Source organism: Nocardia sp. NPDC052566, from assembly GCF_044547285.1.
In the GTDB taxonomy this organism is placed as follows: Bacteria; Actinomycetota; Actinomycetes; order Mycobacteriales; family Mycobacteriaceae; genus Nocardia.
In genome coordinates this window covers 332,799-354,441 of the sequence record NZ_JBIUAF010000007.1, presented here as the reverse complement: position 1 = coordinate 354,441, position 21,643 = coordinate 332,799, and the positions used below count along the sequence as shown (strand labels likewise).

At 68.6% G+C, this 21,643-nt stretch carries 20 protein-coding genes; 11 read left to right on the top strand and 9 right to left on the bottom strand.

Annotated features, from left to right (window positions below; translation table 11 throughout):
* Positions 1 to 23 precede the first annotated feature (23 nt).
* The gene (metE, locus tag ACIG5A_RS36325; RefSeq protein WP_397248653.1) at positions 24 to 2,315 is read left to right on the top strand and encodes a 5-methyltetrahydropteroyltriglutamate--homocysteine S-methyltransferase; all 2,292 of its coding nucleotides are present in this window, start codon (positions 24 to 26) and stop codon (positions 2,313 to 2,315) included.
* On the opposite strand, the gene ACIG5A_RS36320 is transcribed toward metE, so the two are convergent.
* Positions 2,316 to 2,555: a hypothetical protein gene (locus tag ACIG5A_RS36320; RefSeq protein ID WP_397248651.1), complete on the bottom strand. Its 240-nt coding sequence runs from the start codon at positions 2,553 to 2,555 to the stop codon at positions 2,316 to 2,318.
* 40 nt (positions 2,556 to 2,595) lie between these two features.
* Between ACIG5A_RS36320 and ACIG5A_RS36315 the strand changes: the two genes are divergently transcribed.
* The 4 genes from ACIG5A_RS36315 (at position 2,596) to ACIG5A_RS36300 (ending at position 6,401) form a co-directional block, all read left to right on the top strand.
* The gene (locus ACIG5A_RS36315; protein WP_397248649.1) at positions 2,596 to 3,165 is read left to right on the top strand and encodes a TetR/AcrR family transcriptional regulator; all 570 of its coding nucleotides are present in this window, start codon (positions 2,596 to 2,598) and stop codon (positions 3,163 to 3,165) included.
* Positions 3,162 to 3,695 carry a hypothetical protein gene (locus ACIG5A_RS36310; RefSeq protein WP_397248647.1) on the top strand — a complete coding sequence of 178 codons (534 nt, stop codon included), beginning with the start codon at positions 3,162 to 3,164 and terminating at the stop codon, positions 3,693 to 3,695. Before ACIG5A_RS36315 ends, ACIG5A_RS36310 begins: the two co-directional genes overlap by 4 nt.
* A 33-nt stretch (positions 3,696 to 3,728) precedes the next feature.
* Positions 3,729 to 4,454, top strand: coding sequence for an alpha/beta fold hydrolase (locus ACIG5A_RS36305; protein ID WP_397248645.1), 726 nt, complete (start codon positions 3,729 to 3,731; stop codon positions 4,452 to 4,454).
* A 1,071-nt stretch (positions 4,455 to 5,525) separates the two neighbouring features.
* Positions 5,526 to 6,401 (top strand): hypothetical protein, encoded by an 876-nt coding sequence (locus tag ACIG5A_RS36300; protein WP_397248643.1) that lies wholly within the window; start codon positions 5,526 to 5,528, stop codon positions 6,399 to 6,401.
* A gap of 12 nt (positions 6,402 to 6,413) precedes the next feature.
* On the opposite strand, the gene ACIG5A_RS36295 is transcribed toward ACIG5A_RS36300, so the two are convergent.
* The 3 genes from ACIG5A_RS36295 to prpB all read right to left on the bottom strand — a co-directional run bounded on the left by ACIG5A_RS36295 (position 6,414) and on the right by prpB (position 8,963).
* Positions 6,414 to 6,788, bottom strand: a complete 375-nt coding sequence (locus ACIG5A_RS36295) for a nuclear transport factor 2 family protein (protein ID WP_397248641.1) — start codon at positions 6,786 to 6,788, stop codon at positions 6,414 to 6,416.
* A 99-nt stretch (positions 6,789 to 6,887) separates the two neighbouring features.
* A complete protein-coding gene (locus tag ACIG5A_RS36290; protein ID WP_397248639.1) occupies positions 6,888 to 8,015 on the bottom strand; it encodes a bifunctional 2-methylcitrate synthase/citrate synthase in 1,128 nt (375 codons plus the stop codon).
* Positions 8,016 to 8,018: 3 nt separating this feature from the next.
* A complete protein-coding gene (gene prpB / locus ACIG5A_RS36285) occupies positions 8,019 to 8,963 on the bottom strand; it encodes a methylisocitrate lyase (RefSeq protein ID WP_397249435.1) in 945 nt (314 codons plus the stop codon).
* Between the two features lie 26 nt (positions 8,964 to 8,989).
* Here prpB and ACIG5A_RS36280 point away from each other — a divergent pair, with 26 nt between their 5' ends.
* Positions 8,990 to 9,166: a DUF1737 domain-containing protein gene (locus tag ACIG5A_RS36280; protein WP_397248637.1), complete on the top strand. Its 177-nt coding sequence runs from the start codon at positions 8,990 to 8,992 to the stop codon at positions 9,164 to 9,166.
* A gap of 2 nt (positions 9,167 to 9,168) precedes the next feature.
* Here ACIG5A_RS36280 and prpD read toward each other — a convergent pair whose 3' ends face one another.
* Complete coding sequence (prpD, locus tag ACIG5A_RS36275) at positions 9,169 to 10,692, bottom strand: 2-methylcitrate dehydratase PrpD (RefSeq protein ID WP_397248635.1); 1,524 nt, start codon at positions 10,690 to 10,692, stop codon at positions 9,169 to 9,171.
* Positions 10,693 to 10,845: 153 nt separating this feature from the next.
* Here prpD and ACIG5A_RS36270 point away from each other — a divergent pair, with 153 nt between their 5' ends.
* Complete coding sequence (locus ACIG5A_RS36270; RefSeq protein ID WP_397248633.1) at positions 10,846 to 12,267, top strand: short-chain fatty acyl-CoA regulator family protein; 1,422 nt, start codon at positions 10,846 to 10,848, stop codon at positions 12,265 to 12,267.
* Here the strand turns inward: ACIG5A_RS36270 and sigJ are convergent, their stop codons facing one another.
* Positions 12,268 to 13,191: an RNA polymerase sigma factor SigJ gene (gene sigJ, locus ACIG5A_RS36265; protein WP_397248631.1), complete on the bottom strand. Its 924-nt coding sequence runs from the start codon at positions 13,189 to 13,191 to the stop codon at positions 12,268 to 12,270.
* Positions 13,192 to 13,352: 161 nt separating this feature from the next.
* Between sigJ and ACIG5A_RS36260 the strand changes: the two genes are divergently transcribed.
* Positions 13,353 to 14,816, top strand: a complete 1,464-nt coding sequence (locus tag ACIG5A_RS36260; protein ID WP_397248629.1) for an MFS transporter — start codon at positions 13,353 to 13,355, stop codon at positions 14,814 to 14,816.
* Between the two features lie 58 nt (positions 14,817 to 14,874).
* On the opposite strand, the gene recG is transcribed toward ACIG5A_RS36260, so the two are convergent.
* Both recG and ACIG5A_RS36250 read right to left on the bottom strand, forming a co-directional pair.
* On the bottom strand, positions 14,875 to 17,136 hold the full coding sequence (gene recG / locus ACIG5A_RS36255) for an ATP-dependent DNA helicase RecG (RefSeq protein WP_397248627.1): 2,262 nt from the start codon (positions 17,134 to 17,136) through the stop codon (positions 14,875 to 14,877).
* A gap of 4 nt (positions 17,137 to 17,140) precedes the next feature.
* Positions 17,141 to 18,820, bottom strand: a complete 1,680-nt coding sequence (locus tag ACIG5A_RS36250) for a DAK2 domain-containing protein (protein WP_397248625.1) — start codon at positions 18,818 to 18,820, stop codon at positions 17,141 to 17,143.
* A 65-nt stretch (positions 18,821 to 18,885) separates the two neighbouring features.
* Here ACIG5A_RS36250 and ACIG5A_RS36245 point away from each other — a divergent pair, with 65 nt between their 5' ends.
* The 3 genes from ACIG5A_RS36245 (at position 18,886) to ACIG5A_RS36235 (ending at position 20,125) form a co-directional block, all read left to right on the top strand.
* Entirely contained in the window at positions 18,886 to 19,062 is a 177-nt protein-coding gene (locus ACIG5A_RS36245) for a hypothetical protein (protein ID WP_397248623.1), read from the top strand.
* Positions 19,063 to 19,213: 151 nt separating this feature from the next.
* Complete coding sequence (rpmB, locus tag ACIG5A_RS36240) at positions 19,214 to 19,405, top strand: 50S ribosomal protein L28 (protein WP_039799620.1); 192 nt, start codon at positions 19,214 to 19,216, stop codon at positions 19,403 to 19,405.
* 198 nt (positions 19,406 to 19,603) lie between these two features.
* Positions 19,604 to 20,125, top strand: a complete 522-nt coding sequence (locus ACIG5A_RS36235) for a GNAT family N-acetyltransferase (protein ID WP_397248621.1) — start codon at positions 19,604 to 19,606, stop codon at positions 20,123 to 20,125.
* On the opposite strand, the gene ACIG5A_RS36230 is transcribed toward ACIG5A_RS36235, so the two are convergent.
* On the bottom strand, positions 20,117 to 21,628 hold the full coding sequence (locus tag ACIG5A_RS36230; protein WP_397248619.1) for an MFS transporter: 1,512 nt from the start codon (positions 21,626 to 21,628) through the stop codon (positions 20,117 to 20,119). The two genes, ACIG5A_RS36235 and ACIG5A_RS36230, sit on opposite strands and share 9 nt — an antisense overlap.
* Between the last annotated feature and the right edge of the window lie 15 nt (positions 21,629 to 21,643).

The window sequence follows — 21,643 nt, the reverse complement described above, 5'->3', positions numbered from 1 at the left end:
TCTCCGCTTCAGCTCATAGGGCGATGGTCTACGTCCTCAGCACTGGAGCTACAAACGTGACTGTTACGCAATCCCCGTTCACCGCAACGGTTCTGGGCCTCCCACGAGTCGGTCCGCGGCGCGAACTCAAGCGCGCCACCGAGTCCTATTGGGCAGGCCGCATCGACGCCGCGCAACTGCACGCCGTCGCCCGCGACCTGCGCCAGACCCAACTGGCCGAATTGCTTTCCGCCGGGCTCGATTCGGTGCCGGTCGGCACCTTCTCCTACTACGACCAGATGCTCGACACCGCCGTACTGCTCGGCGCGCTGCCCGAGCGGGTCGCCGGGATCGCCGATCCGCTCGACCGGTACTTCGCCGCGGCGCGCGGTACCGACACCGTCGAACCGCTGGAGATGACCAAGTGGTTCGACACCAACTATCACTACCTGGTGCCCGAAATCGGTCCGGACACCGTCTTTTCGCTGCATCCGGAGAAACTGCTGGAGGAACTGCGCGAAGCGCTCGCCGTCGGTGCGCCCGCACGGCCGGTGGTGATCGGCCCGATCACCTTCCTGAAGCTGGCCAAGGGCACCGCGGCGCTGGACCGCCTCGGCGAGCTGGTGCCGCTCTACCTCGACCTGCTCGCGCAGCTGGCACGCACCGGCGCGAGCTGGGTGCAGATCGATGAGCCGGTGCTGGTCACCGACCTCACCGAGGCCGAAATCGAGCTGGTGCAAAGCACTTACGCCGAACTGTCGGCGGCCACCGAGCGGCCCGCGATCCTGGTGGCCACCTACTTCGGCCAGCCGGGCGCGGCGCTCGGCGCGCTGGCGAGCACCGCCGTCGAGGGCGTCGCGCTCGACTTCACCTCCGGCGCCGACGTTTCGGATGTGGCGGCGGTACCGGCACTGGCGAGCAAGCTGCTGGTGGCGGGCGTGGTCGACGGGCGCAACGTGTGGCGGGCCGACCTCGACCGGGCGCTGGCGACGCTCGGCACACTGCTCGGTGTCGCTGCGTCGGTGGCGGTTTCGACCTCGTGCTCACTGCTGCACGTGCCCTACACCCTCGCCGCGGAAACCCAGCTCGACGAAAAACTGCGCAGCTGGCTGGCATTCGGCGCGGAGAAGGTGAGCGAGGTGCGGCTGCTCGCCACCGGCCTCGGCACCGGGCAGAACGCGATCGCCGACCAATTGGCCATTGTCCGTGCGGCTTTGGCGACCCGCAAGACCGATCCGCGGCTGGACGACGCGCAGGTGCGTGCCAGGCTCACCGCGCTCGGCCCGGACGCGATCCGTCGCGCACCGGCCGAACGGCGCAGGGAACTGCAGGCCGAGCGGTTGCGACTGCCGTCGCTGCCGACCACCACGATCGGCTCCTACCCGCAGACCTCCGCGATCCGGGTCGCCAGGGCGCAGCTGCGCAAGGGCGAGATCGATCAGGCCGAATACGTGCGCCTGATGCGGTCGGAGGTCGCGGATGTCATTGCGCTGCAGGAGAAGCTCGGCCTCGACGTGCTCGTGCACGGCGAACCGGAGCGCAACGATATGGTGCAGTACTTCGCCGAACAGCTCGACGGCTTCGCCGCCACCGAGGAGGGCTGGGTGCAGTCCTACGGCACCCGCTGCGTGCGGCCGCCGATCCTGTTCGGCGACGTGGCGCGGCGCACGCCGATGACCATCGACTGGATCACCTACGCGCAGTCGCTGACCGACAAGCCGGTCAAGGGCATGCTCACCGGTCCGGTCACCATCCTGGCCTGGTCGTTCGTGCGCGACGATCAGCCGCTCGGCGAGTCGGCGCGGCAGGTCGCACTCGCCATCCGGGACGAGACGGTGGATCTGCAGGCGGCGGGCATCCGGATCATCCAGGTGGACGAGCCCGCGCTACGCGAGCTGCTGCCGCTGCGTGCGGCCGACCAGCAGGCCTACCTCGACTGGTCGGTCCAGTCGTTCCGGCTCGCGACCTCGGGCGTCTCGGATGCCACCCAGATCCACACCCATCTCTGCTATTCGGAGTTCGGTGAGGTGATCGACGCGATCGCCGGCCTCGATGCCGACGTGACCTCGATCGAGGCGGCCCGCTCGCATATGGAGGTGCTCGACGACCTCAATGCCGCCGGGTTCGATCTCGGCGTCGGGCCGGGTGTCTACGACATCCACTCGCCGCGCGTGCCCAGCGTGGAGGAGATCACCGCCTCGCTGCGCGCCGCACTGAAAGCCGTTCCGGCGGAACGGCTCTGGGTCAACCCGGACTGCGGCCTGAAGACCCGCGGCCCGGTCGAGGTCGAGGCCTCGCTGCGCAATATGGTGACCGCCGTCCAAGCCGTGCGCTAGTCACTTCGCCCTCGCCGCGAGGCCGCCGCGTTTGTCGGCGGCCTCGTCGGCGAGTGCCGCGGCCAGGACCGTGTCGAGCAGCCGCGGATATCTGGCGTCCGGGTCGGCGCGGCCGCCCGGAACTGCCGCGCACGAGCAGGGATCGCCAACGGCATCACGTCCACCGCGCGCCGCCCTGCCACAGCCGAAAGCGACCGGGGGACATCCGAGTTCGCGGCGGTGCGCTGACGCGGTTGGCAAAAGCTTGTTTATGACTGACCAGTCATTCATAATCGGGTGCATGCCGCGGAAAGTGGACCGCGTAGCACGCCAAGGGGACATCCTCGACGCGGCGGTGCGAGTGTTCGCCCGGAAGGGGTTCGCCGCCACCCGCATCGAGGATGTCGCCGCGGAGGCGGGCATCGCCAAGGGCAGTGTGTATCTGTACTTCGACAGCCGGGATGCGCTGCTCACCGGCGCGTTCGAGCTCTATGCCCGTCGCACGGAACATGTGCTGCACGACCTCGGGGACGGCACCGGTCTGCAGCGGCTGGAGCGACTGGTGCGCGGGACCGTCGACATGCTCGCCGCGCAGCCCGACTACGCGCGGGTGCTGCTCGATGTGTGGGCATCGAAACCGCCGCTCGATCTGGCGGCGCTGTATCACGAGTACCGCGCGGCGATCGGGAAGCTGCTGACGCAGGCGGCTGCCGACGGGGAGCTGCGTGCGGGCATCGACGAGCGGCACGCGGCGGTGATCGTCGGCGCGATCGAGGGCTGCCTGGTGCAGACGCTGGTGGATCCCGAAGTGTCGCTGCGCGATTTGGCCACGCCGCTGGTGCGGCTCTGCGTGGAAGGAATCCGGAAATGAGCAAGGTGACCGACCGGATGATCGCACCGAACGCCACCGACGGTGAGGTGACGCTCGGATTCTCCGCCGCGTTCGCCGGCGCCGCGGCGGCGTTCCTGCTGGCCTGGCACGCCGATCTCGACCTGTGGCGGATCGTCGTCGTCACGGTGGTCGCCTTCGATCTGTTCGGCGGCGCGGTGGTCAACGCGACCAGCGCGGCGAAATGCTGGTATCACCGGCCGGGACGACACTGGCCGCATCACCTCGGATTCGTGGCGATCCACCTGCATCCGTTCATCCTCGCCTTGGTGGTGCCCGGTTTCGGCTGGGCGGCGGCAGCCATCATTTACGCGCTGATACTCGGCGGGGCGGTGTTCGTGACGTTCGCACCATCGCTGCTGCAACGGCCGATCGCGTTCTGCGCCACCGCTTTCAGCATGGTCGTGGTTACCAGCGTGCAAGAGCTGCCGCATGCGGTGGCCTGGTTCGCACCGGTGTTGCTTCTCAAACTGCTGCTCGCACACCTACTTCCGGAGGAGGCGACACGGTAGCGTGGCAAGCGTTACAGAGGGAGGAGTCTCGACATGACCGCGTTAGCGCTGCTGCACGGCACCAATTCCGATGGCCCGTCCGCCTTCGGCCACGTCATCGATCGGTTCACCGACCAGTGGAAGGTGCTGACACCGGATTACGGCGGCGCCGGTCGGTCCACCGTCGCCGACGGTCCGCTGTCGCTGGAGCTGCTGGTGGCCGAGATCGCCGAGGCATTGCGCTCCGGCGGTGAGGAGCCCACCGATCTGGTCGGGCATTCGCTCGGCGCCGTGGTCGCCGCCGCCACCGCGGCCACCCATCCGGAGCTCGTGCACCGGCTCGTCCTCATCGCACCGTGGTCGGACAGCCGAAATCCGCGGCACCGCTTGATGTTCGAGACCTGGCTCGGCCTGCAAACCCTCGATCCCGAACTGGGTCAGCGCTTCGGCCTATCCCACGCGTTCAGCCCCACCTTCCTGGCCGCCCTGGAACAGCAACAGCTGGACGCCATGCTGTCGAGCAACCCACCCGCGGGCCTGGACCGCCGCATCGACCTCGGCCTCCGCATCGACCTGACCGAAACGCTCTCCGCCGTCACCGCCCCCACCCTGGTCATCGGCCTGACAAAGGACTCCCTCGTCCCCCTCGAACACGCCCGATCGGTCCACCAGGCCATCCCCACCAGCACCTTCACCGAAATCGACACCGGCCACGCCGCTCTCCTCGAAAACCCCGAAGCCACCGTCACCGCAATCCGCACCTTCCTCCTCCCGAACTGACCCACCTCCCAAGCGCAGTCAACCCGAGCCAAACCACCCTCTCCCCGGTGCCCCGCCCGTCGAGCGCAGTCAGATGGCCTCCCCATACGGCCTGTCGCACGGCCATTCGACTGCGCTCGGCGAATGTTCCCAGCGCACAGGCCAACCAACCCCGAGGCGGCGAGCGCCACGGCGAAAATATCCGGCTCCGAACACCTCGACGCCGCAGCCACCCAACTGGCCCGCCGCAAAGCTCGCTGCCCGTCGAGCGCAGTCAAATGGCCCTGCAGTACGGCGTGTCACACGGCCATTCGACTGCGTTCGACGGATGGTCCGCCATCGCGGGCCTGTCCAACTCGTAGCGACGGCGGCGCGAACGTACGGCACGCAACCCCACGGCGCTCTCGGGCGGCTCCCCCATACCCGTGTGCCCGTCGAGCGTAGTCAGCTGGTCGCCCATACGGCGTGTCGCACCACTATTCGACTGCGCTCGGCGAACTCGGCCGCCGCGCAAGCACATCCAGCGCATGTGCCCGGCAGACAACACCACACCGCCCGAGGGGGTGGCCGCCCCCATTGGTGCGCTTCGCCGAGCGTAGTCAGCTGGTCGCCCATACGGCGTGCCGCACCGCCATTCGACTGCGCTCGGCGAGCTCAACTGGCGTACACGCCCATCCGGCTCGGGGCGACGACGAGCTTGCTCGGCGCGCAGGCCCATCCGGCCCCGGGTGCGCCCGGCGCACAGCTCTACATCGGCGTCAGCGCACGTGCGAATACCCCGCGACCACAACCCGACCCGCTCTCACTCCGCTTCAGGCTCCGGTCGGGGCCGCTGCCGCCGACGCGAGGTGTACCGCTCACACGGCTCCCCGCTCCGCAACACCGGCCGCGCCTGCGACCGCGCGCTCATCCCCCTCCGCCAGGCGGTATGACATCCAGGACACCGATCCATGTGCCTCTCCTCCGCAGTCGAGAGCACCCTTTAATCCCCGTTGTCATGATCTGACGCGCGAAGCTCCCCGGCGGTTCCCACAAATTCGAAACAATTTCGGCCAGCGGGATATGTCGGTGCGCCCGAGTAACTTCCGAGCTATGCCGAGCCAGCTGCACGAGGTCCTCACGGAGATGTTCCGCGACCATCCCACGCTGGCCGCGGGACTACTGACCGAGGCTTTCGGCATCGCCGTGCCCGCCTACCAACAAGCGCACGCATCGTCCTGCGATTTCACCGATGTCGGCCCGAAGGAGTTCCGTGGCGACACCGCGCTGGTGTTCGCCGACGAGACCGGAACGGTGGTACTCGGCATCGTCGTCGAGATCCAGCTGTGCCGCGATCCGAGCAGGCATTGGAAGTGGCCGGTATACGTGAGCACGTTGCGGGCCAGACTGGAGTGCCCCGCCTATCTCGTCGTCGTCTGCCCGGATTCCGGTATCGCCGCGTGGTGCCGCTCCCCGATCGAACTCGGTCACCCCGGCCTGGTGCTCAACCCGTTGGTCCTCGGACCCGACGCGATTCCCATCGTCACCGATCCCGCCGTGGCGCGGGCGGAACCGGAGCGCGCGGTGCTCTCGTCGCTTGCCCATGGCGAAGGACCGCAGGCCGACGATGTTTTCGGCGCCCTACTCGCAGGCCTGTCGAGCACCGATGACGAGCGGGCGAAACTGTACTATGACCTTGTTGCCGCCTCATTGTCGGCGGCGGCCCGGCATCGCCTGGAGGAACTGATGGCGTCCACCTTCAAGTACGAATACCAGAGCGACTTCGCACGCAAGTACGTCGCGCAAGGCCGAGCGGAAGGCCGGGTCGTCGAGGCAGCGCGGGCCGTCCTCAACGTGCTCGAAGCCCGGGGCCTCGCCATCAGTGAAGACACGCGCGACCAGATCACCGGGTGCACCGACATCGAGCAACTCGAAGCCTGGCATCGGCGAGCTGTCGTTATCGAAGCCGTGGCGAATCTGTTCGATTGATGTTGCCGCGCCTCAGAGGCCGAAGGCGCGGTTGATGGCGGACATGTCGAAGTAGTCGCGCCAGGCGGTGATGGCGCCGTTGGCTACTTCGAAGATGCCTACTACGGGGAGAGGGGTGGCGCGGCCGTCTTTGCCGTTGAGGGTGTCGGTGCGTTCGTTCATGACGATGGGGCCGTTGGTGACCTGGTGGTGGATGGCGAAGTCGATGGAGTCGAAGGTGGTGAGGAAGCCGGCGATGAAGTCGCGGATGGCGGTGCGGCCGTGGATGGGTTCCATCGGAATGTTGTGGTAGACGGCGTCTTCGGCGAAGTAGGCGGCGATGCGGTCCGGGTCGGGGGTCGACCAGCTTTCGCACATGGCGCGGACGAGGTCGTCGGGGGTGGACATCGGTTCGCTCATTTCCTCGGGTGACACAACCCCTCGATTCAACCAAGCAGATGCTTGCTCCGGAAGGGAATGAGCGAATCCGATTCGGCCCCAGCGCGTTCAGCCCCGGCTGGCCGACAGCTCCCGCTGCGGCACACCGACGTACTCCGACAGCGGCCGGATCAGGGCGTTGGCGGCGGATTGTTCGATGATGTGCGCGGTCCATCCGGTGATGCGGCTCATCACGAAGATGGGCGTGAACATCGCGATGTCGAAACCCATCAGGTAGTAGGCCGGACCCGCGGGGAAATCGAGATTGGGTGCGATGCCGGTGCTTTCGGCCATCGTCCGCTCGAGTTCGTCGTACATGCGCAGCCACCGCTGCCCGCCGGTCGCCGCCGCCACCCGGGTGAGCGCGTCCTTCATGGTCGGCACCCTGGAGTCACCGTGCTTGTAGACGCGATGCCCGAACCCCATCACCTTCTGCTTGCCCGCCAACTTGGCGCGCAACCATTCGGCCGCCAGTTCCGGCTCACCGATCTCCAGCATGGTGTGCATGACGGCCTCGTTCGCACCGCCGTGCAGCGGGCCCTTGAGCGCGCCGATGGCGGCGGTGACCGCGCTGTACAGATCCGAGCGGGTGGAGGTGACCACCCGCGCGGCGAAGGTGGACGCGTTGAAACTGTGCTCCGCGTACAGGATCAGCGAAATCTCGAAGGCGCGCACGATCTCCGGGTCCGGCACCGCGCCGAAGCACATGTTCAGGAAGTTCGCCGCGAAACCGAGTTGCGCATGCGGTGCGATCGGCTCCAGGCCGCGACGGCGGCGCATATCGGCGGCGATCACCGTCGGCAGCACGGCGGTCAGCCGTAATGCCTTGGCCAGCAGCGCTTTCGACGACGGCGAATCCTCCAGTTCCAGCTCCGGATCCTCGGCCCCCAGGTAGCTGACCACCGTGCGCACCACATCCATCGGATGGCACGATTCCGGCATCTTCGTCACCAGCGAAAGCACCGAGCGGTCGATCCGCCGCTGGGCGCGCTCGCGCTGGCACAGCAGTTCGAGCTGCGCCGCGTTCGGAAGTTCGCCGTACCACAGCAGATACGCGACCTCTTCGAAGGAGCAGTGCCGGGCGAGGTCCTGCACGGCGTAGCCGCGGTAGGTCAGCGAGTTGGTCTCGGGCACCACCTTCGAAATGCTGGTGGTGTCGACCACCACCCCGGCAAGGCCCTTCTTGATATCGGTCATGGCTCACTCACTCCCGTCTGCGCCTTTGGTTCGCTCGCTGCGCTCACTCACAGTGAAATTGAATATTCCGGAATCGAAGTCGTTGTACTGCTGGTACTGCAGCAGTTCGTAGAGTCGCGACCGATGCTGCATGGTCTCGACGAGCGCGGATTGCGTTCCGGTCGTGGCGATTTCGCGAAGACCCCGCTCCACCGCGAACATCGCCAGCCGCAACGTGGTCACCGGGTAGATGACGGCGTTGTAGCCGAGCTCTTCCAGCAGCCCGGCCGAGAGCAGCTCCGACTTGCCGAACTCGGTCATATTGGCCAGCAGCGGAACATCCACCGCCGCACGGAACTTCGCGAACTCGCCGGCATCGGCCAGCGCCTCGGTGAAGATCAGGTCGGCCCCCGCGTCGGCGTAGGCCTTGGCCCGGTCGATGGCCGCGTCCAGCCCCTCGGTGCCGCGCGCGTCGGTACGCGCGCAGACGATGAAATTCGGATCGCGCCGCGCCGTCACGGCGGCACGCAATCGCCGCACCATCTCCGCGGCGGGCACCACGGCCTTACCGTCGAGATGTCCGCAGCGCTTCGGGTTGACCTGGTCCTCGATATGGCAGCCCGCCAGACCGGCGTCCTCGAGCAGCGTCACCGTGCGCGCCGCGTTCATCGGCTCGCCGAAACCGGTGTCGGCATCGATCAGCACCGGCAGATCGGTGACCCTGGCGATCTGCTGTCCACGCGCGGTCACCTCGGTCAGCGTGGTGAGCCCGATATCGGGCAGCGCGAGTTCGGCCGAAACCACCGCGCCGGACACGTACACACCGTCGAAGCCGATCTCCTGAATCAGCTTGGCCACTAGCGGATTGAACGCGCCCGGAAAACGCTGGATGCGCCCGGACGCCAGCCCGGCGCGGAAGGCCGCGCGCTTGTCGGCCGCGCTCGTCGCGGCGGCCAGCAGGCCCGTCACCGCGACCACCTCACTACGCTGGTCGCATGAACGAGCCACGCCCCCTGCGCTATCGGCTGATCACCGGCATCGACGACGCCGCCTTCTGCGAGCGGATCAGTGCCATGCTGGACCAGGGTTATCGCCTGCACGGCTCGCCCGCGGTGACCTTCAACGGCACGAATGTGATCGCGGCACAAGCCCTGGTGTGGGGTCCCGAATAGCATCAGAAGATCCCTTCCGAGATCACCGGCGCCGCACCGAGTACGGCATCGGAGACGGTGAACGTCAGCTGATCCAGCTCGCCCGGCGCCAGTTCCGCGGTGCGCTGCGCCGCGTCGAGGAACCGGTCCTGTTCGGCCGCGGCGACGACGCCCTCGGCGAGGGTGCGGAACTTCGCGATGTACTGCTCCCTGGCGAACGGCCGCGCGCCGAGCGGATGCGCGTCGGCGACGGCGAGTTCGTCGACGATGGTCTCGCCGCTCTTCAGCGTCACCACCGCCCGTGCGCCGAAGGCCTTTTCGTTCGGATCGGTGGCGTGATAGCGCCGCGTCCACTCCGGATCCTCGGTGGTGGAGATCTTCTGCCACAGTGCGACCGTGTCCGGCCGCTGCGCGCGCTGCGGCGCGTAGGAGCGTTCGTGATGCCACGTACCGTCCTGCAGCGCGACCGCGAAGATGTAGGGCACCGAGTGGTCGAGGGTTTCCCGGCTGGCGTGCGGGTCGAACTTCTGCGGGTCACCGGAGCCGGTGCCGATCACCACATGCGTGTGATGGCTGGTGTGCAGGATGATCGAGGCGATCTGGTCGAGATCGCCGATCCGCGCACGCATCCGGCGGGCCAGGTCGATCGGCGCCTGGCTCTGGTATTCGGCCGAGTGCTCCTTGGTGTAGCTGTCCAGGATCGCCCGCTTGGCCTCCCCCGGACCGGGCAGCGGCACCTGGTATTCCGCCTTCGTGCCGCCGAGCAGCCAGGCTATGACGCCGTCGGCGCCCTCCCAGATCGGCGCGGGCGCACCCTCGCCGCGCATCGCCCGGTCCACCGCCTCCACCGCCATCTTCCCGGCGAAGGCGGGCGCATAGGCCTTCCAGCTGGAGATCTCACCCTTGCGCGATTGGCGGGTCGCGGTCGTGGTGTGCAGTGCCTGCCCGATCGCCTGGTAGATGGTCTCGGTGTCGAGACCGAGCAGCGTGCCGATACCCGCCGCGGCCGAGGGGCCTAGGTGCGCGACATGGTCGATCTTGTGCTCGTGCAGGCAGATTCCGCGCACCAGATCGATCTGGATCTCGTAACCCGTTGCCAGGCCGCGGATCAGCTCGGCGCCGCCGCGCCCGGTGTGCTGTGCCACCGCGAGGATCGGCGGGATGTTGTCGCCGGGGTGGGAGTATTCGGCGGCCAGGAAGGTGTCGTGAAAGTCCAACTCGCGCACCGCGACACCGTTGGCCCACGCCGCCCACTCCGGCGAAACCCGCTGCGGCGCCGGCAGACCGAAGACGGTCGAACCCGCACGGCCCGCACGGGGGCTGTACGGCTGGGCCAGCGCCTGCGCCCGCGCGCTGGTCACCGGGCGGCGCACCACCGAGGCGGCGGCGACGGCCGCGTTGTCGATGATCCGGTTGACGATCATCTCGCGCACCTCGGCGCTCACCTCGACCGGATCCGCCGCGACCTCGGCAATCTTCGTCGCGAGGTGTTCGGACCGCGGGAAATCCTCGGCGGCGGCGCGGGCGCGTACGACGTGATTCTTCATTCATCCTCCGGCTGAACTACTGAGTGACCATTGCTTACTTCGCACGCTACGCAGGAAAGCCCTCCGGTTAAATCCCTTGCAACGGCATATTTCTGCGGCCAAGAAGTGCGGATTCTGCAATGTTTGCGAAGCCTTCGGACTACGATCTTGCAGGTGCGCAAGATGTACGCGGGCGCCCGCCTTCGGCGGTTGCGCGAGGAACGCAGGATGACGCAGGCGGCGCTGGCCAAATCTCTCGACCTCTCGCCCAGCTACCTCAATCAGCTGGAACGCGACCAGCGGCCGCTGACCATCCCGGTGCTGTTGAAGCTCAACTCCACCTTCGATCTCGATGTCCAGTTCTTCGCCGCCGATTCGGACGCGCGGCTGGTGTCGGATCTGCACGAGGTGCTCGTCGATGCCGCGGGCGGTGACACCGCGCCGTTCACCGAGGTGGAGGAGCTGGCGACGCGACTACCCGAGGTGGCCAGGATGATCGTCGCGATGCATCGCAGGCTGCGCGCGGCCACCGATCAATTGGATCTGCTCTCCGCCAAGGTCGTCGCGCCGAGCGGCGCCGCGGGTGTGCCGATGCCGTACGAGGATGTCCGCGACTTCTTCTACGACCACCACAATCACATCCCGCGACTGGATCTCGCGGCCGAGCAGCTCTTCGAGGAGTCCGGGCTGACGGTCGGCTCGCTCGATCGGCAGCTGGCCAGGGTCGCCGAGGAACGCGCCGGGGTGACAGTGCTCGTGCGCGGCGACGGCGCGGATCCGGCCATCCCGAAGCGGCACTACGACGCGGACAGCCGGACACTCACCCTGGCCAGGCGGCTGCGCCCCGGCCAGCGCGCCTTCCAGATCGCCACCACACTGGCGCTGCTGCTCTACGACCGGGACATCGACGCCGTCCTGGACGAAACCCCTTCCCTCACCGGGGAATCCCGCGCACTGGCCCGGATCGGGCTGGCCAACTACTTCGCCGGCGCGCTGGTACTGCCCTACGGCAGATTCCTGCGCTCGGCCGAGGAGTTGCGTTACGACATCGACCTGCTCGGCCTGCGATTCGAGGTCGGCTTCGAGACCATCTGCCACCGGCTGAGCACCATGCAGCGGCAGGGGCAGCGCGGCGTCCCGTTCTTCTTCGTCCGCACCGACCGGGCGGGCAATATCTCGAAACGCCAGTCCGCCACCGCATTCCACTTCTCCAGGGTCGGCGGCAGCTGCCCGCTGTGGGTGGTGCACGAGGCGTTCGCGAATCCGGGCCGTATCCTCACCCAGATCGCCGAGATGCCGGACGGGCGGCGCTACCTGTGGATCGCCCGCACCGCGCTCACCGCCCCGCACGGATTCGGCACGGCGACAAAGAATTTCGCGATCGGGCTCGGCTGCGATCTGGAATACGCCGAGCGGCTGGTGTATTCGACCGGGCTGCAGCTGGACAATCCGGCCGCGACGGTGCCGATCGGCGCCGGCTGCAAGGTGTGCGAGCGGCCCGCGTGCCCGCAGCGCGCCTTCCCGCAGATCGGCAGCCCACTCGCGGTCTCCGAGGACACCAGTACCGATCTGCCGTATCCGCGGATCGGGCGCTGATCACCCCGCTGTGTCGTCGGCTCGCTCGCTCTCGAGCCGAGTCAGCTTGTCCGGGTTGGACACCGCGTAGATCCCGCGGATCCGCTCGCTCACCGGGTCGATATCGAACACCACCACCGCGTACGGCGCGCCGCCGGAGAAGATCAGCGCGGAGGGATCGCCGTTGACCCAGCGGTAGTCGACGCCGACGTCCGGGACATGACCACGCACGATATCGCTGGCGATCAAGCGGCCGACCTTGTCCTTGCCGTGCACCGGCCGCAGCGCGGCGCGCTGCTTGCCCCCACCGTCGGACCAGAAGGTCACGTCCGGCGCGAGCAGCGCGAGCATCTCCTCTATATCGCCGCCGAGCTGCGCGGCCAAGAACTGCTCGGTCACCCGCCGCTGCACCCGCGGGTCGGCCTGCGTACGCGGCCGCCTGGCCTGCACATGCTCGCGCGCCCGGTGGGCGACCTGCCTGACCGCGGTGGTCGTGCGGCCGAGCATCTCCCCGACCTCGGCGTGCGGATAGCCGAACACCTCGTGCAGCACGAACACCGCGCGCTCCAGCGGCGTCAGCGTCTCCAGCACCACCAGCATGGCCATGGACACCGATTCGGCGCGCAGCGCGGCATCGGCGGTGTCCTCGGCCTGCGGCGCGGCGGTGACCAGCGGCTCGGGCAGCCAAGGGCCGACGTAGGTTTCGCGCCTGCGGGTGACGGCCGCGCGCCGGGCGAGCGCGTGATTGACCGCGATGCGAACCAGATACGCGCGCGGATGCTCGATCTCGGTGCCGCGCCGCCGCGGCACCCAGGACAGCCACGTCTCCTGCAGCACATCCTCGGTGTCGGCGACACTGCCGAGCATGTTGTAGACGATCGAGAACAGCAGCTCCCGATGGTCGGCGAACACCTGGGTCGCATGTTCGTCGGTGTGCTGGATCATCCGTACCTCCTCGATGAGTGTCACCCCCTTCGAGCGAAACAACCCCCGAAAACGTGACGCGGTGTGATTCACCTCTCGCGATGTCACGCCGGGCCGCGCGGTCGCGCTCTCGGTTCGCAACGGATGAATCCCGTCCGGGAACTCGAGCAAAGGACAGTCGAGTGAGTTCACCTACCGAAACCCCGTCGTTCCTGGCGACGCGCCGCGGCAAGGCGCTGCTCGCGCTGCTGTGCGTCGTCGCCTTCCTGGACTTCGTCGACGGCTCGATCGTCAACGTCGCACTGCCGACCATCGAACGCGAACTACACCTGCCGGTATCGACGCTGCAGTGGATCAGCAGCGGCTACATGCTCGCCTACGGCGGCCTGCTGCTGCTCGGCGGCAGGCTGGCCGATCTGCTCGGGCGCCGCCGCGTCCTGATCACGGGCACCGCGATCGTCGGCATCTCCTCGGCGCTGGGCGGTCTCGCCGAGACCAGCGGGCTGCTGATCGGCGCCAGGATCGCGCAGGGGTTCGGTGCCGCACTGATGCTGCCCGCGGCGCTGTCGATCCTGACCACCAGCTTCCGCGAGGGTCCTGACCGCAATGCCGCACTCGGCGCGTGGGGCGGTGCGGCCGGGCTCGCCTCCGCCGCGGGGGTTTTCCTCGGCGGCGTGCTCACGCAGGGCCCCGGCTGGCGCTGGGTGTTCTATGTCAACACACCGGTGACCCTGATCGTGCTCGCCGCCGTTCCGGCGCTGATCCCGAACGACCGGCGCAACGAGATCCGGGATGGCTTCGATGTTTTCGGCACGTCGCTGGCCACCGGTGGGCTGATGCTGCTGGTCTACGGTCTGGTCCAGGCGCCGGACCGGGGCTGGGGCGACGCGATGACGATCACCGAGCTCGCAGTGGCGGCCGCGCTGCTGATCGCGTTCGTGATCAACGAACGGTTCACCACGAATCCGCTTGTCCCACTGTCGATCTTCCGGATCAAAGGGCTGGCCGCCGCCGACCTGACCCACCTCATGCTCGCGGCGGGCATGCTGCCGATGTTCTTCTTCGTCTCGCTGTACATGCAGTCGGTGCTCGGCTTCGGCGAATTCCAGGCGGGCAGCGCGTATCTGCCGGTGAGCCTGACCATCGGCGTCGCGGCGGGCCTGGCCACGAAGTTGTTCCCGCGCATCGGGACTCGGCCGGTCATCGTGGGCGGCGCATTGCTCTGTGGGGTCGGCCTACTGTGGTTGTCGCGAATCCCCACGGACGGTTCCTATCTGGGAAATCTGCTGCCAGGCATGTTCGTCATGTCGATCGGTGCGGGCGGGGTGTTCGTGGCCAACACGGCCGCGGCCAATGCCGGCGTCGAGGCCGAACGCGCCGGGCTGGCGGCCTCGCTGCTCAGCACCGCCCAGCAGATCGGCGGTGCACTCGGTATCGCCGTGCTCACCGCGGTGGCCACCTCGCACACCACCGCGCAACTGGCACAGGGGCATCCGCCGCTGGACGCGACGACCTCCGGGTTCCGGCTGACGCTGCTCATCGGTGGCGTGTTCGCGGTTGTCGCGGCCGGGATCGGCCTGTGCACGGCCAACACTCGCGGCGAGGCGGCGGCCACCGCCGAGGTCGCTGAACCTGTTGCCGCGTAACGCATTCGAATCCGAACGACGAGCCGGGGTGTCGGAGGGAACACTCTGGCTCGTCCGGTTACGACTTGGCCAGATACTCCAGCCGCTCGGCATCCACGGCCGCGTGCATCATGCTCGCCAGGCCGGGATGCTGCTTCAACCCCGGATCCGATTCGACCACTTGGCGCGCGAGTTCCTGTGCGGCGGTGATGACTTCGAGATCGTCGAGCAGCGAGAGCAGGCGCAGCGACCGCGCGGTGCCGGACTGGGCGGCGCCGAGCACGTCGCCCTCGCGGCGCTGGCGCAGATCGAGCACGGCGAGTTCGAAGCCGTCGGTGGTGCCGGACACCGCCTCCAGCCGCGCCATCGCCGTGCCGCCCGGCGAGACATCGGTGACGAGCAGGCACAATCCGGCGTGCTTGCCGCGGCCGATCCGGCCGCGCAGCTGATGCAGCTGGCTGACGCCGAAGCGGTCGGCGTCGACGATCACCATCACCGTCGCATTGGGCACATCGACGCCGACCTCGACGACGGTGGTGCAGACGAGCACGTCGATCTCACCGTCGTTGAAAGCGCGCATGACCGTGTCTTTTTCGTCCGAGGGCAGCCTGCCGTGCAACAGCCCGACCCGGACCGTCGACAGCGGCCCGGTGCGCAGCGCGTCGAAGACATCGAGGGCGGCCGCCGTGGTCGGCCCCTCCTTCTCCTCCTGCTTCGCTTTTCCGTTGCGCCCCTTGGCCTCTTCATCCTCGCCGATGCGCGAGCACACGACATACGCCTGCCGCCCCGCGCCGACCTCTTCGACGATGCGCTCCCACGCGCGGTCCACCCAGTTCGGATGTAGCTTGCGCGGCACCACCTTCGAGGTGATCGGTGAACGGCCCCTCGGCAATTCGGTGAGCGTGGAGGTCTCCAGGTCGCCGAGGGTCGTCATCGCGATGGTGCGCGGAATCGGGGTCGCGGTCATCACGAGCAGGTGCGGGCTCGTGCCCGCTTTCGCCTTGGCGCGCAACGCGTCCCGCTGCTCGACACCGAACCGGTGCTGTTCGTCGACCACGACCATGCCGAGGTCGAAGAACTCCACCGCGTCCTGGATCAGCGCGTGGGTGCCGATGACGATGCCCGCCGCACCGGTGACGGCATCGAGCAGCGCCGCCTTCTTCGCCCCCGCCGACATCGAACCGGTCACCAGCACCACCTTGGTCGCGTTCTCGGCCGCGCCGAGCTCCCCAGCGGTGCCCAGATCGCCGAGCATCCCGCGCAGCGAGCGATAGTGCTGTGCGGCGAGAACTTCCGTCGGCGCGAGCAGCGCGCACTGCTGCCCCGCGTCGACCACCTGCAGCATCGCGTGCAGCGCGACGATGGTCTTGCCCGAGCCGACCTCACCCTGGAGCAGCCGGTGCATCGGATGGCTGCGCGACAGATCGTCGGAGATCTCGCCGATCACACCTTTCTGCCCGGCGGTCAGCTCGAAGGGCAGCCGCTCGTCGAACGCCGCGGCGATACCGCCGGTACGCGGCGGGCACGGCTTGGCGACCCGGCCCTCCGCATCGTGGCGCCGATCGGCGAGCACCAGTTGCAGCGCCAGTGCCTCGTCGAAACGCAAACGCTCCCTTGCCTGTTCGATATCCGACTTACGCTCGGGCAGATGGATGAGGCGCAGCGCGTCGGACACCTTCAATAGCGCGCGCTCATCGCGCAGTGCGTCCGGCAGCGGATCGTCGATCGGGTCGAGCTGGTCGAGCACCTGCCGCACGCAGGCGAGCAGATTCCAGCTCTGCACCTTCGCGGTCGCCGGATACACCGGGATGAATTCCCGCTCGAAGAACGAGACATCAACGCCCTCGGCACCTTTCGCGCTCTGCGCCAGCCCGCGCAGCGCACCGCCGCCGCGCACGGTGGTCAGGTTCTCCACCGTGTCGCCCGCCTCGGGCAGGATCAGGTAGTCCGGATGCGACAGGTTCCACCGGTCCGGCCGCCACCAGTGCACGGTGCCCGACATCATCGCCCGAACCCCTTCGCGCACCAGGTAACTCACCTTGTCGCCGTTGAAGAAGGTGATCTCGATCGGGCGGTCCGATCCGGTATCGAGCGCGACCTTGAGCAGTTTGCCCCTGCGGTTCTTCATCGGCCGCAGTTCGGTTTTCGTCACCCGGCCGATGACGGTGATATGCGCGCCCTCCTCGGGCTCCTCCTGGGTCAACGGCTGGCCCTGGGTGGCATAGCGCAAGGGGTAGTGCCGCAGCAGATCCTCGACCGTGTGCATGTCGAAGGCATCGGCCAGCGGCTCGGCCGCCTTCACGCCGAGCACATGATCGAGCCGATCGCCCAGTGTCGCCATGCCTTTACTCAACCCCTATCTGCACCAGATCCCCGTGCTGCCCACCGCAATACACGGTGACCTCGACACCGGGGAAGCCGCGCCCGATATGCGCGACCAGTTCGTCGGCGAGCCCGGCGGGCGCGGTCGCGCCCATCAGCAGGGTCACCAGTTCACCACCGAGACCGAGCATCCGGTCGAGCAGCGTCTGTCCCGCGGCGCGCACGTCGCGGTCGATCACCACCACGTCGTGGCCGACCAGCCCGAGCCCGTCGCCGGTTTCGCACATGCCGACCATGGTGAGCGCGCGCTCGTCGGCGGCGCGCAGCGAACCCCACCGGGTGCCCGCGGCCGCCTCCGACATGGCGAAGGCGTCGTCGACCGCGATCCGGTCGCGATCGTGCACGGCGAGCGCGGCCAAGCCCTGCACCATCGATCCGCTCGGCAGCAACAGCACGTCACGTCGCGCGTCACGCGCGGCGACACCGACGGCGACCAGCTCCTGCGCGGGCAGCACACCGTTGGGCAGCACGAGGACCTCGCGGTGCGGCATCCGGCGGATCGCGGCGAGCAACGCGTCCGTGGTCACCGGGCCGTCGGTGCCGAGCACCACCGCGCCCGCCGCCTCGAACAACTCGGCCGAGCCGCGACCGTCGGCGATGGCGAGGACGCCGCGATCGCGGACCTGTGGGTCGTGGGCATGAAGGCCGTCACGGATATGAAGAGCATCGTGAGTATGAAGGCCGTCGGCATGAAGAGCGTGGTCGATATGAAGAGCATCGGCGGGCACGGTGATCGCGAAGCTCTCGACGCGAATCGCGCGCACGCTGCCCGCGGCGATACCCGCCTCGATGGCCGCGCCCGCGTCGGCGCAGTGCACGTGCGCGGACCAGGAGGTACTGCCGTCGCCGACGACCACCACCGAGTCGCCCAGTTCGGCGAGGCGAGCACGCAGCGCGGCGATCCGGCCGTCATCGGTGTCGCCGAGCAGATACATCACCTCGAAATGCGGTGCGCTGGAGGGTAATTCGATATCTTCGGCGACCGGGGCCGGTTCGGCGCGCGCATAGGCCGGGCGAGCGGGCCCCTCGCCGAGTATCACCTCGACCAGGCTGTCCAGCAGCACGACCAGTCCCCGCGCGCCCGCGTCGACCACGCCCGCCGCGCGCAGCACACCGAGCTGGGACGGCGTATCGCCGAGCGCCTTCGCCGCGCCGTCGGCGGCGGCCACCGCGACATCGGCCAGCGCCGTCTCCCGGCAGCTCGCCGCGCTGGCCGCGGCGCATTCGAGCACGGTGAGGATGGTGCCCTCGATCGGCACGCTCAACGCCGCGCGCACGAGCGCCGCCGCCCTGCTGAGCGCGTCACGCAGGGTGGCGCCGGTCAGCGGGCCGTCGTGTACCGCCTCCGCGAGGCCGCGCAGTACCTGCGAGACGATGATGCCGGAATTGCCACGCGCTCCGAGCGTCGCGCCGCGCGCCAGCGCCGCGGCCACGTCGTGGGTGGACGCCGCGGCGCCGAGATCGGCCGTTGCCGCCATCGCGGCCCGCATGGTCGCGAGCAGGTTGGTGCCGGTATCGGCGTCGGGGACGGGGAACACATTGAGGGCGTTGATCTCCGCACGCCGGTGCGCCAGGCCGTCGAGGCAGGCTTCGCCCCAGCACAACAGCGCCGTGCCGTCGATCACGTCCCGTACTCCGGGCACCCGTCACCTCTCTTCCGTCCGCCACCCGCGTCCTCGGCTGGTCGCGCTCCCGCCGCGGACGGCTCATGAACACCGCCGTCGCGCCGGTCACGGCACCACCGCTCGCCAGGTTAGCGGGCTGTGCCGACAGCGGCGGCGGGACACCATCGGTCGCGGTGAGCGCCGCGTATCGGACGCCGCGTACCGGGTGTGAGCGGGGCCGGATCGGTATCGTCGGCGGTACCGGTTTGGCGGATCGGTGACCCTCCGGCTACTCTTGCAGGGTTGCCTCGCGTGGCCGTCAGTCGGTTCGCGCTGGTCGGCGTCAGTCGACCGGGCACATCAGACACTGTTTCCGGACATGCCGCACCGCGAATGCGGCGGTCCCCTCAAGACATGAAGGAGCTCGCGACTATGGCTGCCGTCTGCGACGTTTGCGCCAAGGGCCCCGGCTTCGGGAAGTCGGTCTCGCACTCGCACCGGCGCACCAACCGTCGCTGGAACCCGAACATCCAGACCGTTCGTGCGCAGGTCGCGCCGGGTAACACCCGTCGCATGAATGTGTGCACCTCCTGCCTGAAGGCCGGTAAGGTCGCCCGCGGCTGATCTCAGCCCACCAGCACGACTGTGCGCCCCCGGTACCCTCTAGGTACCGGGGGCGCACGCTTTTGAGCGTGCCTACTGATTTCGCTAGGACATGGGTAACTCGCCGGGTACGGGCTGACCCGACCACGCCGGGAACCGCCTGCCGCCGACGTACCGGCGCGGCACTCAGGTCTGGCCTGAATACGCGGGGAGGCGGGATTGCTGACCGATACCGACTCGCGTTGGCGGATTCTCCCGCTCGGCGCAGAGCACACACGCAGCCTGGCCGAATGCCATATCGCCTGCTGGCGCGAGGCCTATCGCGGACTTGTGCCCGATCACGTCCTCGACGCCTTCGACGTCGAGCGGCGGGCCGAGCAGTGGGAACGCCTGCGGATCCAGTATCCGGACCGGACCCACGTGGCCGTGGTGAACGGCACGGTGGTCGGGTTCGCCAGCGCCGGGGCGGCGCAGGACGAATCCGCGCCCACCCCGCTCGAACTGAACGCGCTGTATGTCCGCGCGCAGTGGTACGGCACCGGCGTCGCCGACGACCTCTTCCGCGCCGCCGTCGACCCCACCACGCCGTGCTCGCTGTGGGTCTTCGAGGAGAACCCACGCGCGCAGGCCTTCTACCGCAAATGCGGCTTCGCACTCGACGGCACGCGCCGCACCGAGCACTTCACCCCGGCCATCGAGGTCAGGATGGTGCGCGGTGCGACCGATGCACCGTCACGCTGACGCGCGCCCGGTTCCGCGCGACAGCAGCGAGGGCAGCACGACGAGCGCACCGAGCCCGAGCACGGCGATGCCGACCACCCGCAGCCCGGCGTCCGCGCCCGAGATGAACGCCGCGACAACGTCACCCGCGCGCTCCGGTGCGGTCACGGTGCGCGCCTGGGCCACGGTGTGCGGATTGCCGCCCGCGCGGATATCCGGCGGCAGCGCGGCGACGAACCGTGCCGTGAGTATCGTGCCGATGACGGCGACGCCGAGCGCGCTACCGAATTCCCGTGTGGTGGCCTGCAATCCGGCGCCGACACCGGCCTGTGCGGGCGGCAGCGAACCGGCGATGGCGCCGGACAGCGTCGGAAGCGCAAGCGTCACACCGATTCCGGTGATCACCAGCCACGCGGCGTATGCGGCATACGGTGTCTGCGCGCCGCTCGTGGACAACCCGAGCAGTCCGCCGCCGACGAAGACGAAGGCGAGCGCGACGGTGGCGTCGAGGCCGATGCGCTGTACAAGTCGACCGACGTGTCGTGCGCCGAGGATGATCGGCACGGTCAGCGGGATGATCCCGAGCCCGGTCAGCAGCACACTGAATCCCTTGCCGTACTGCAGGAACGACGCGTTGACGTAGAACAGCGCGAACATGCCGAAGAAGATGGCGGTCATGCCGAGGCACGCGCTGCGCAGGCCGGGCAGGCGGAACAGCCGCGGATCGAGCAGCGGATGTTCGACTTTCAGCTCGACCACGGTCCAGGTGAGGAAAAGTACAGCGGCACACACGAACCCGGCGATCACGGGCATACTGCTCCAGCCCGCCTCCGGCCCCTCGACGATGCCGACGAGCAGCGCGACCGATGCACCGACGAGCAGCAGCGCACCGAGCGGATCGAGGCGGCGCTCGTGCCGCGGCGACACCGGCGCGACGCGGGCCACGAGCGCGCCGAGCACCAGCGAGATCGGCACAGCGGCGGCGAACAACCAGCGCCACGATCCGCCCGACAGGATGGCCCCGCCGCCGACATTGCCGATGACGCCGCCGATTCCGGTCATCGACGCCCAGGTGGCGATCGTCGCGGCCTTGCGCTCGACGGGGACGGCGTGCAGTAGCACGGCCAGGGTGTTGGGCAGTACGGCCGCGGCACCGACACCGGTGATCGCCCGGCCGGCGAGCAGCAGGGCCACGTTCGGCGCGGCCGCCGACAGCAGCGCGCCCGCCGCGAACAACCCGAGCCCCGCGAGCAGAACGCCCTTGCGGCCGAAGCGATCTCCCGCCGCACCGCCGGGAATCACCAGGCAGGCAAAGAAGATCACATAGGTGTCGACGATCCACACGAGCGCCGACGCGGACGGACGCAGCGCACTCGCGGCGAGCATCGGGACGGCGAGGTTGGTCGCGGCGACCATCCCGACGACGAGGACGACACAGGAGCAGATGACCACGAGCAGGCCGCGCTGGGAGTACGCGCGACTTCGCGGCACGGCGTCGTCGCGTATCAGTTCGTTGAGTGACATGGTGACGACGCTAGG

What these genes read in the sequence shown, in the direction of transcription:
- metE (WP_397248653.1), top strand. Translation starts at nt 24, where the DNA reads ATGGTCTACGTCCTCAGCACTGGAGCTACAAACGTGACTGTTACGCAA.
- ACIG5A_RS36315 (WP_397248649.1), top strand. Translation starts at nt 2,596, where the DNA reads ATGCCGCGGAAAGTGGACCGCGTAGCACGCCAAGGGGACATCCTCGAC.
- ACIG5A_RS36310 (WP_397248647.1), top strand. Translation starts at nt 3,162, where the DNA reads ATGAGCAAGGTGACCGACCGGATGATCGCACCGAACGCCACCGACGGT.
- ACIG5A_RS36305 (WP_397248645.1), top strand. Translation starts at nt 3,729, where the DNA reads ATGACCGCGTTAGCGCTGCTGCACGGCACCAATTCCGATGGCCCGTCC.
- ACIG5A_RS36300 (WP_397248643.1), top strand. Translation starts at nt 5,526, where the DNA reads ATGCCGAGCCAGCTGCACGAGGTCCTCACGGAGATGTTCCGCGACCAT.
- ACIG5A_RS36295 (WP_397248641.1), bottom strand. Translation starts at nt 6,788, where the DNA reads ATGTCCACCCCCGACGACCTCGTCCGCGCCATGTGCGAAAGCTGGTCG.
- ACIG5A_RS36290 (WP_397248639.1), bottom strand. Translation starts at nt 8,015, where the DNA reads ATGACCGATATCAAGAAGGGCCTTGCCGGGGTGGTGGTCGACACCACC.
- ACIG5A_RS36280 (WP_397248637.1), top strand. Translation starts at nt 8,990, where the DNA reads ATGAACGAGCCACGCCCCCTGCGCTATCGGCTGATCACCGGCATCGAC.
- prpD (WP_397248635.1), bottom strand. Translation starts at nt 10,692, where the DNA reads ATGAAGAATCACGTCGTACGCGCCCGCGCCGCCGCCGAGGATTTCCCG.
- sigJ (WP_397248631.1), bottom strand. Translation starts at nt 13,191, where the DNA reads ATGATCCAGCACACCGACGAACATGCGACCCAGGTGTTCGCCGACCAT.
- recG (WP_397248627.1), bottom strand. Translation starts at nt 17,136, where the DNA reads ATGGCGACACTGGGCGATCGGCTCGATCATGTGCTCGGCGTGAAGGCG.
- ACIG5A_RS36245 (WP_397248623.1), top strand. Translation starts at nt 18,886, where the DNA reads ATGAACACCGCCGTCGCGCCGGTCACGGCACCACCGCTCGCCAGGTTA.
- rpmB (WP_039799620.1), top strand. Translation starts at nt 19,214, where the DNA reads ATGGCTGCCGTCTGCGACGTTTGCGCCAAGGGCCCCGGCTTCGGGAAG.
- ACIG5A_RS36230 (WP_397248619.1), bottom strand. Translation starts at nt 21,628, where the DNA reads ATGTCACTCAACGAACTGATACGCGACGACGCCGTGCCGCGAAGTCGC.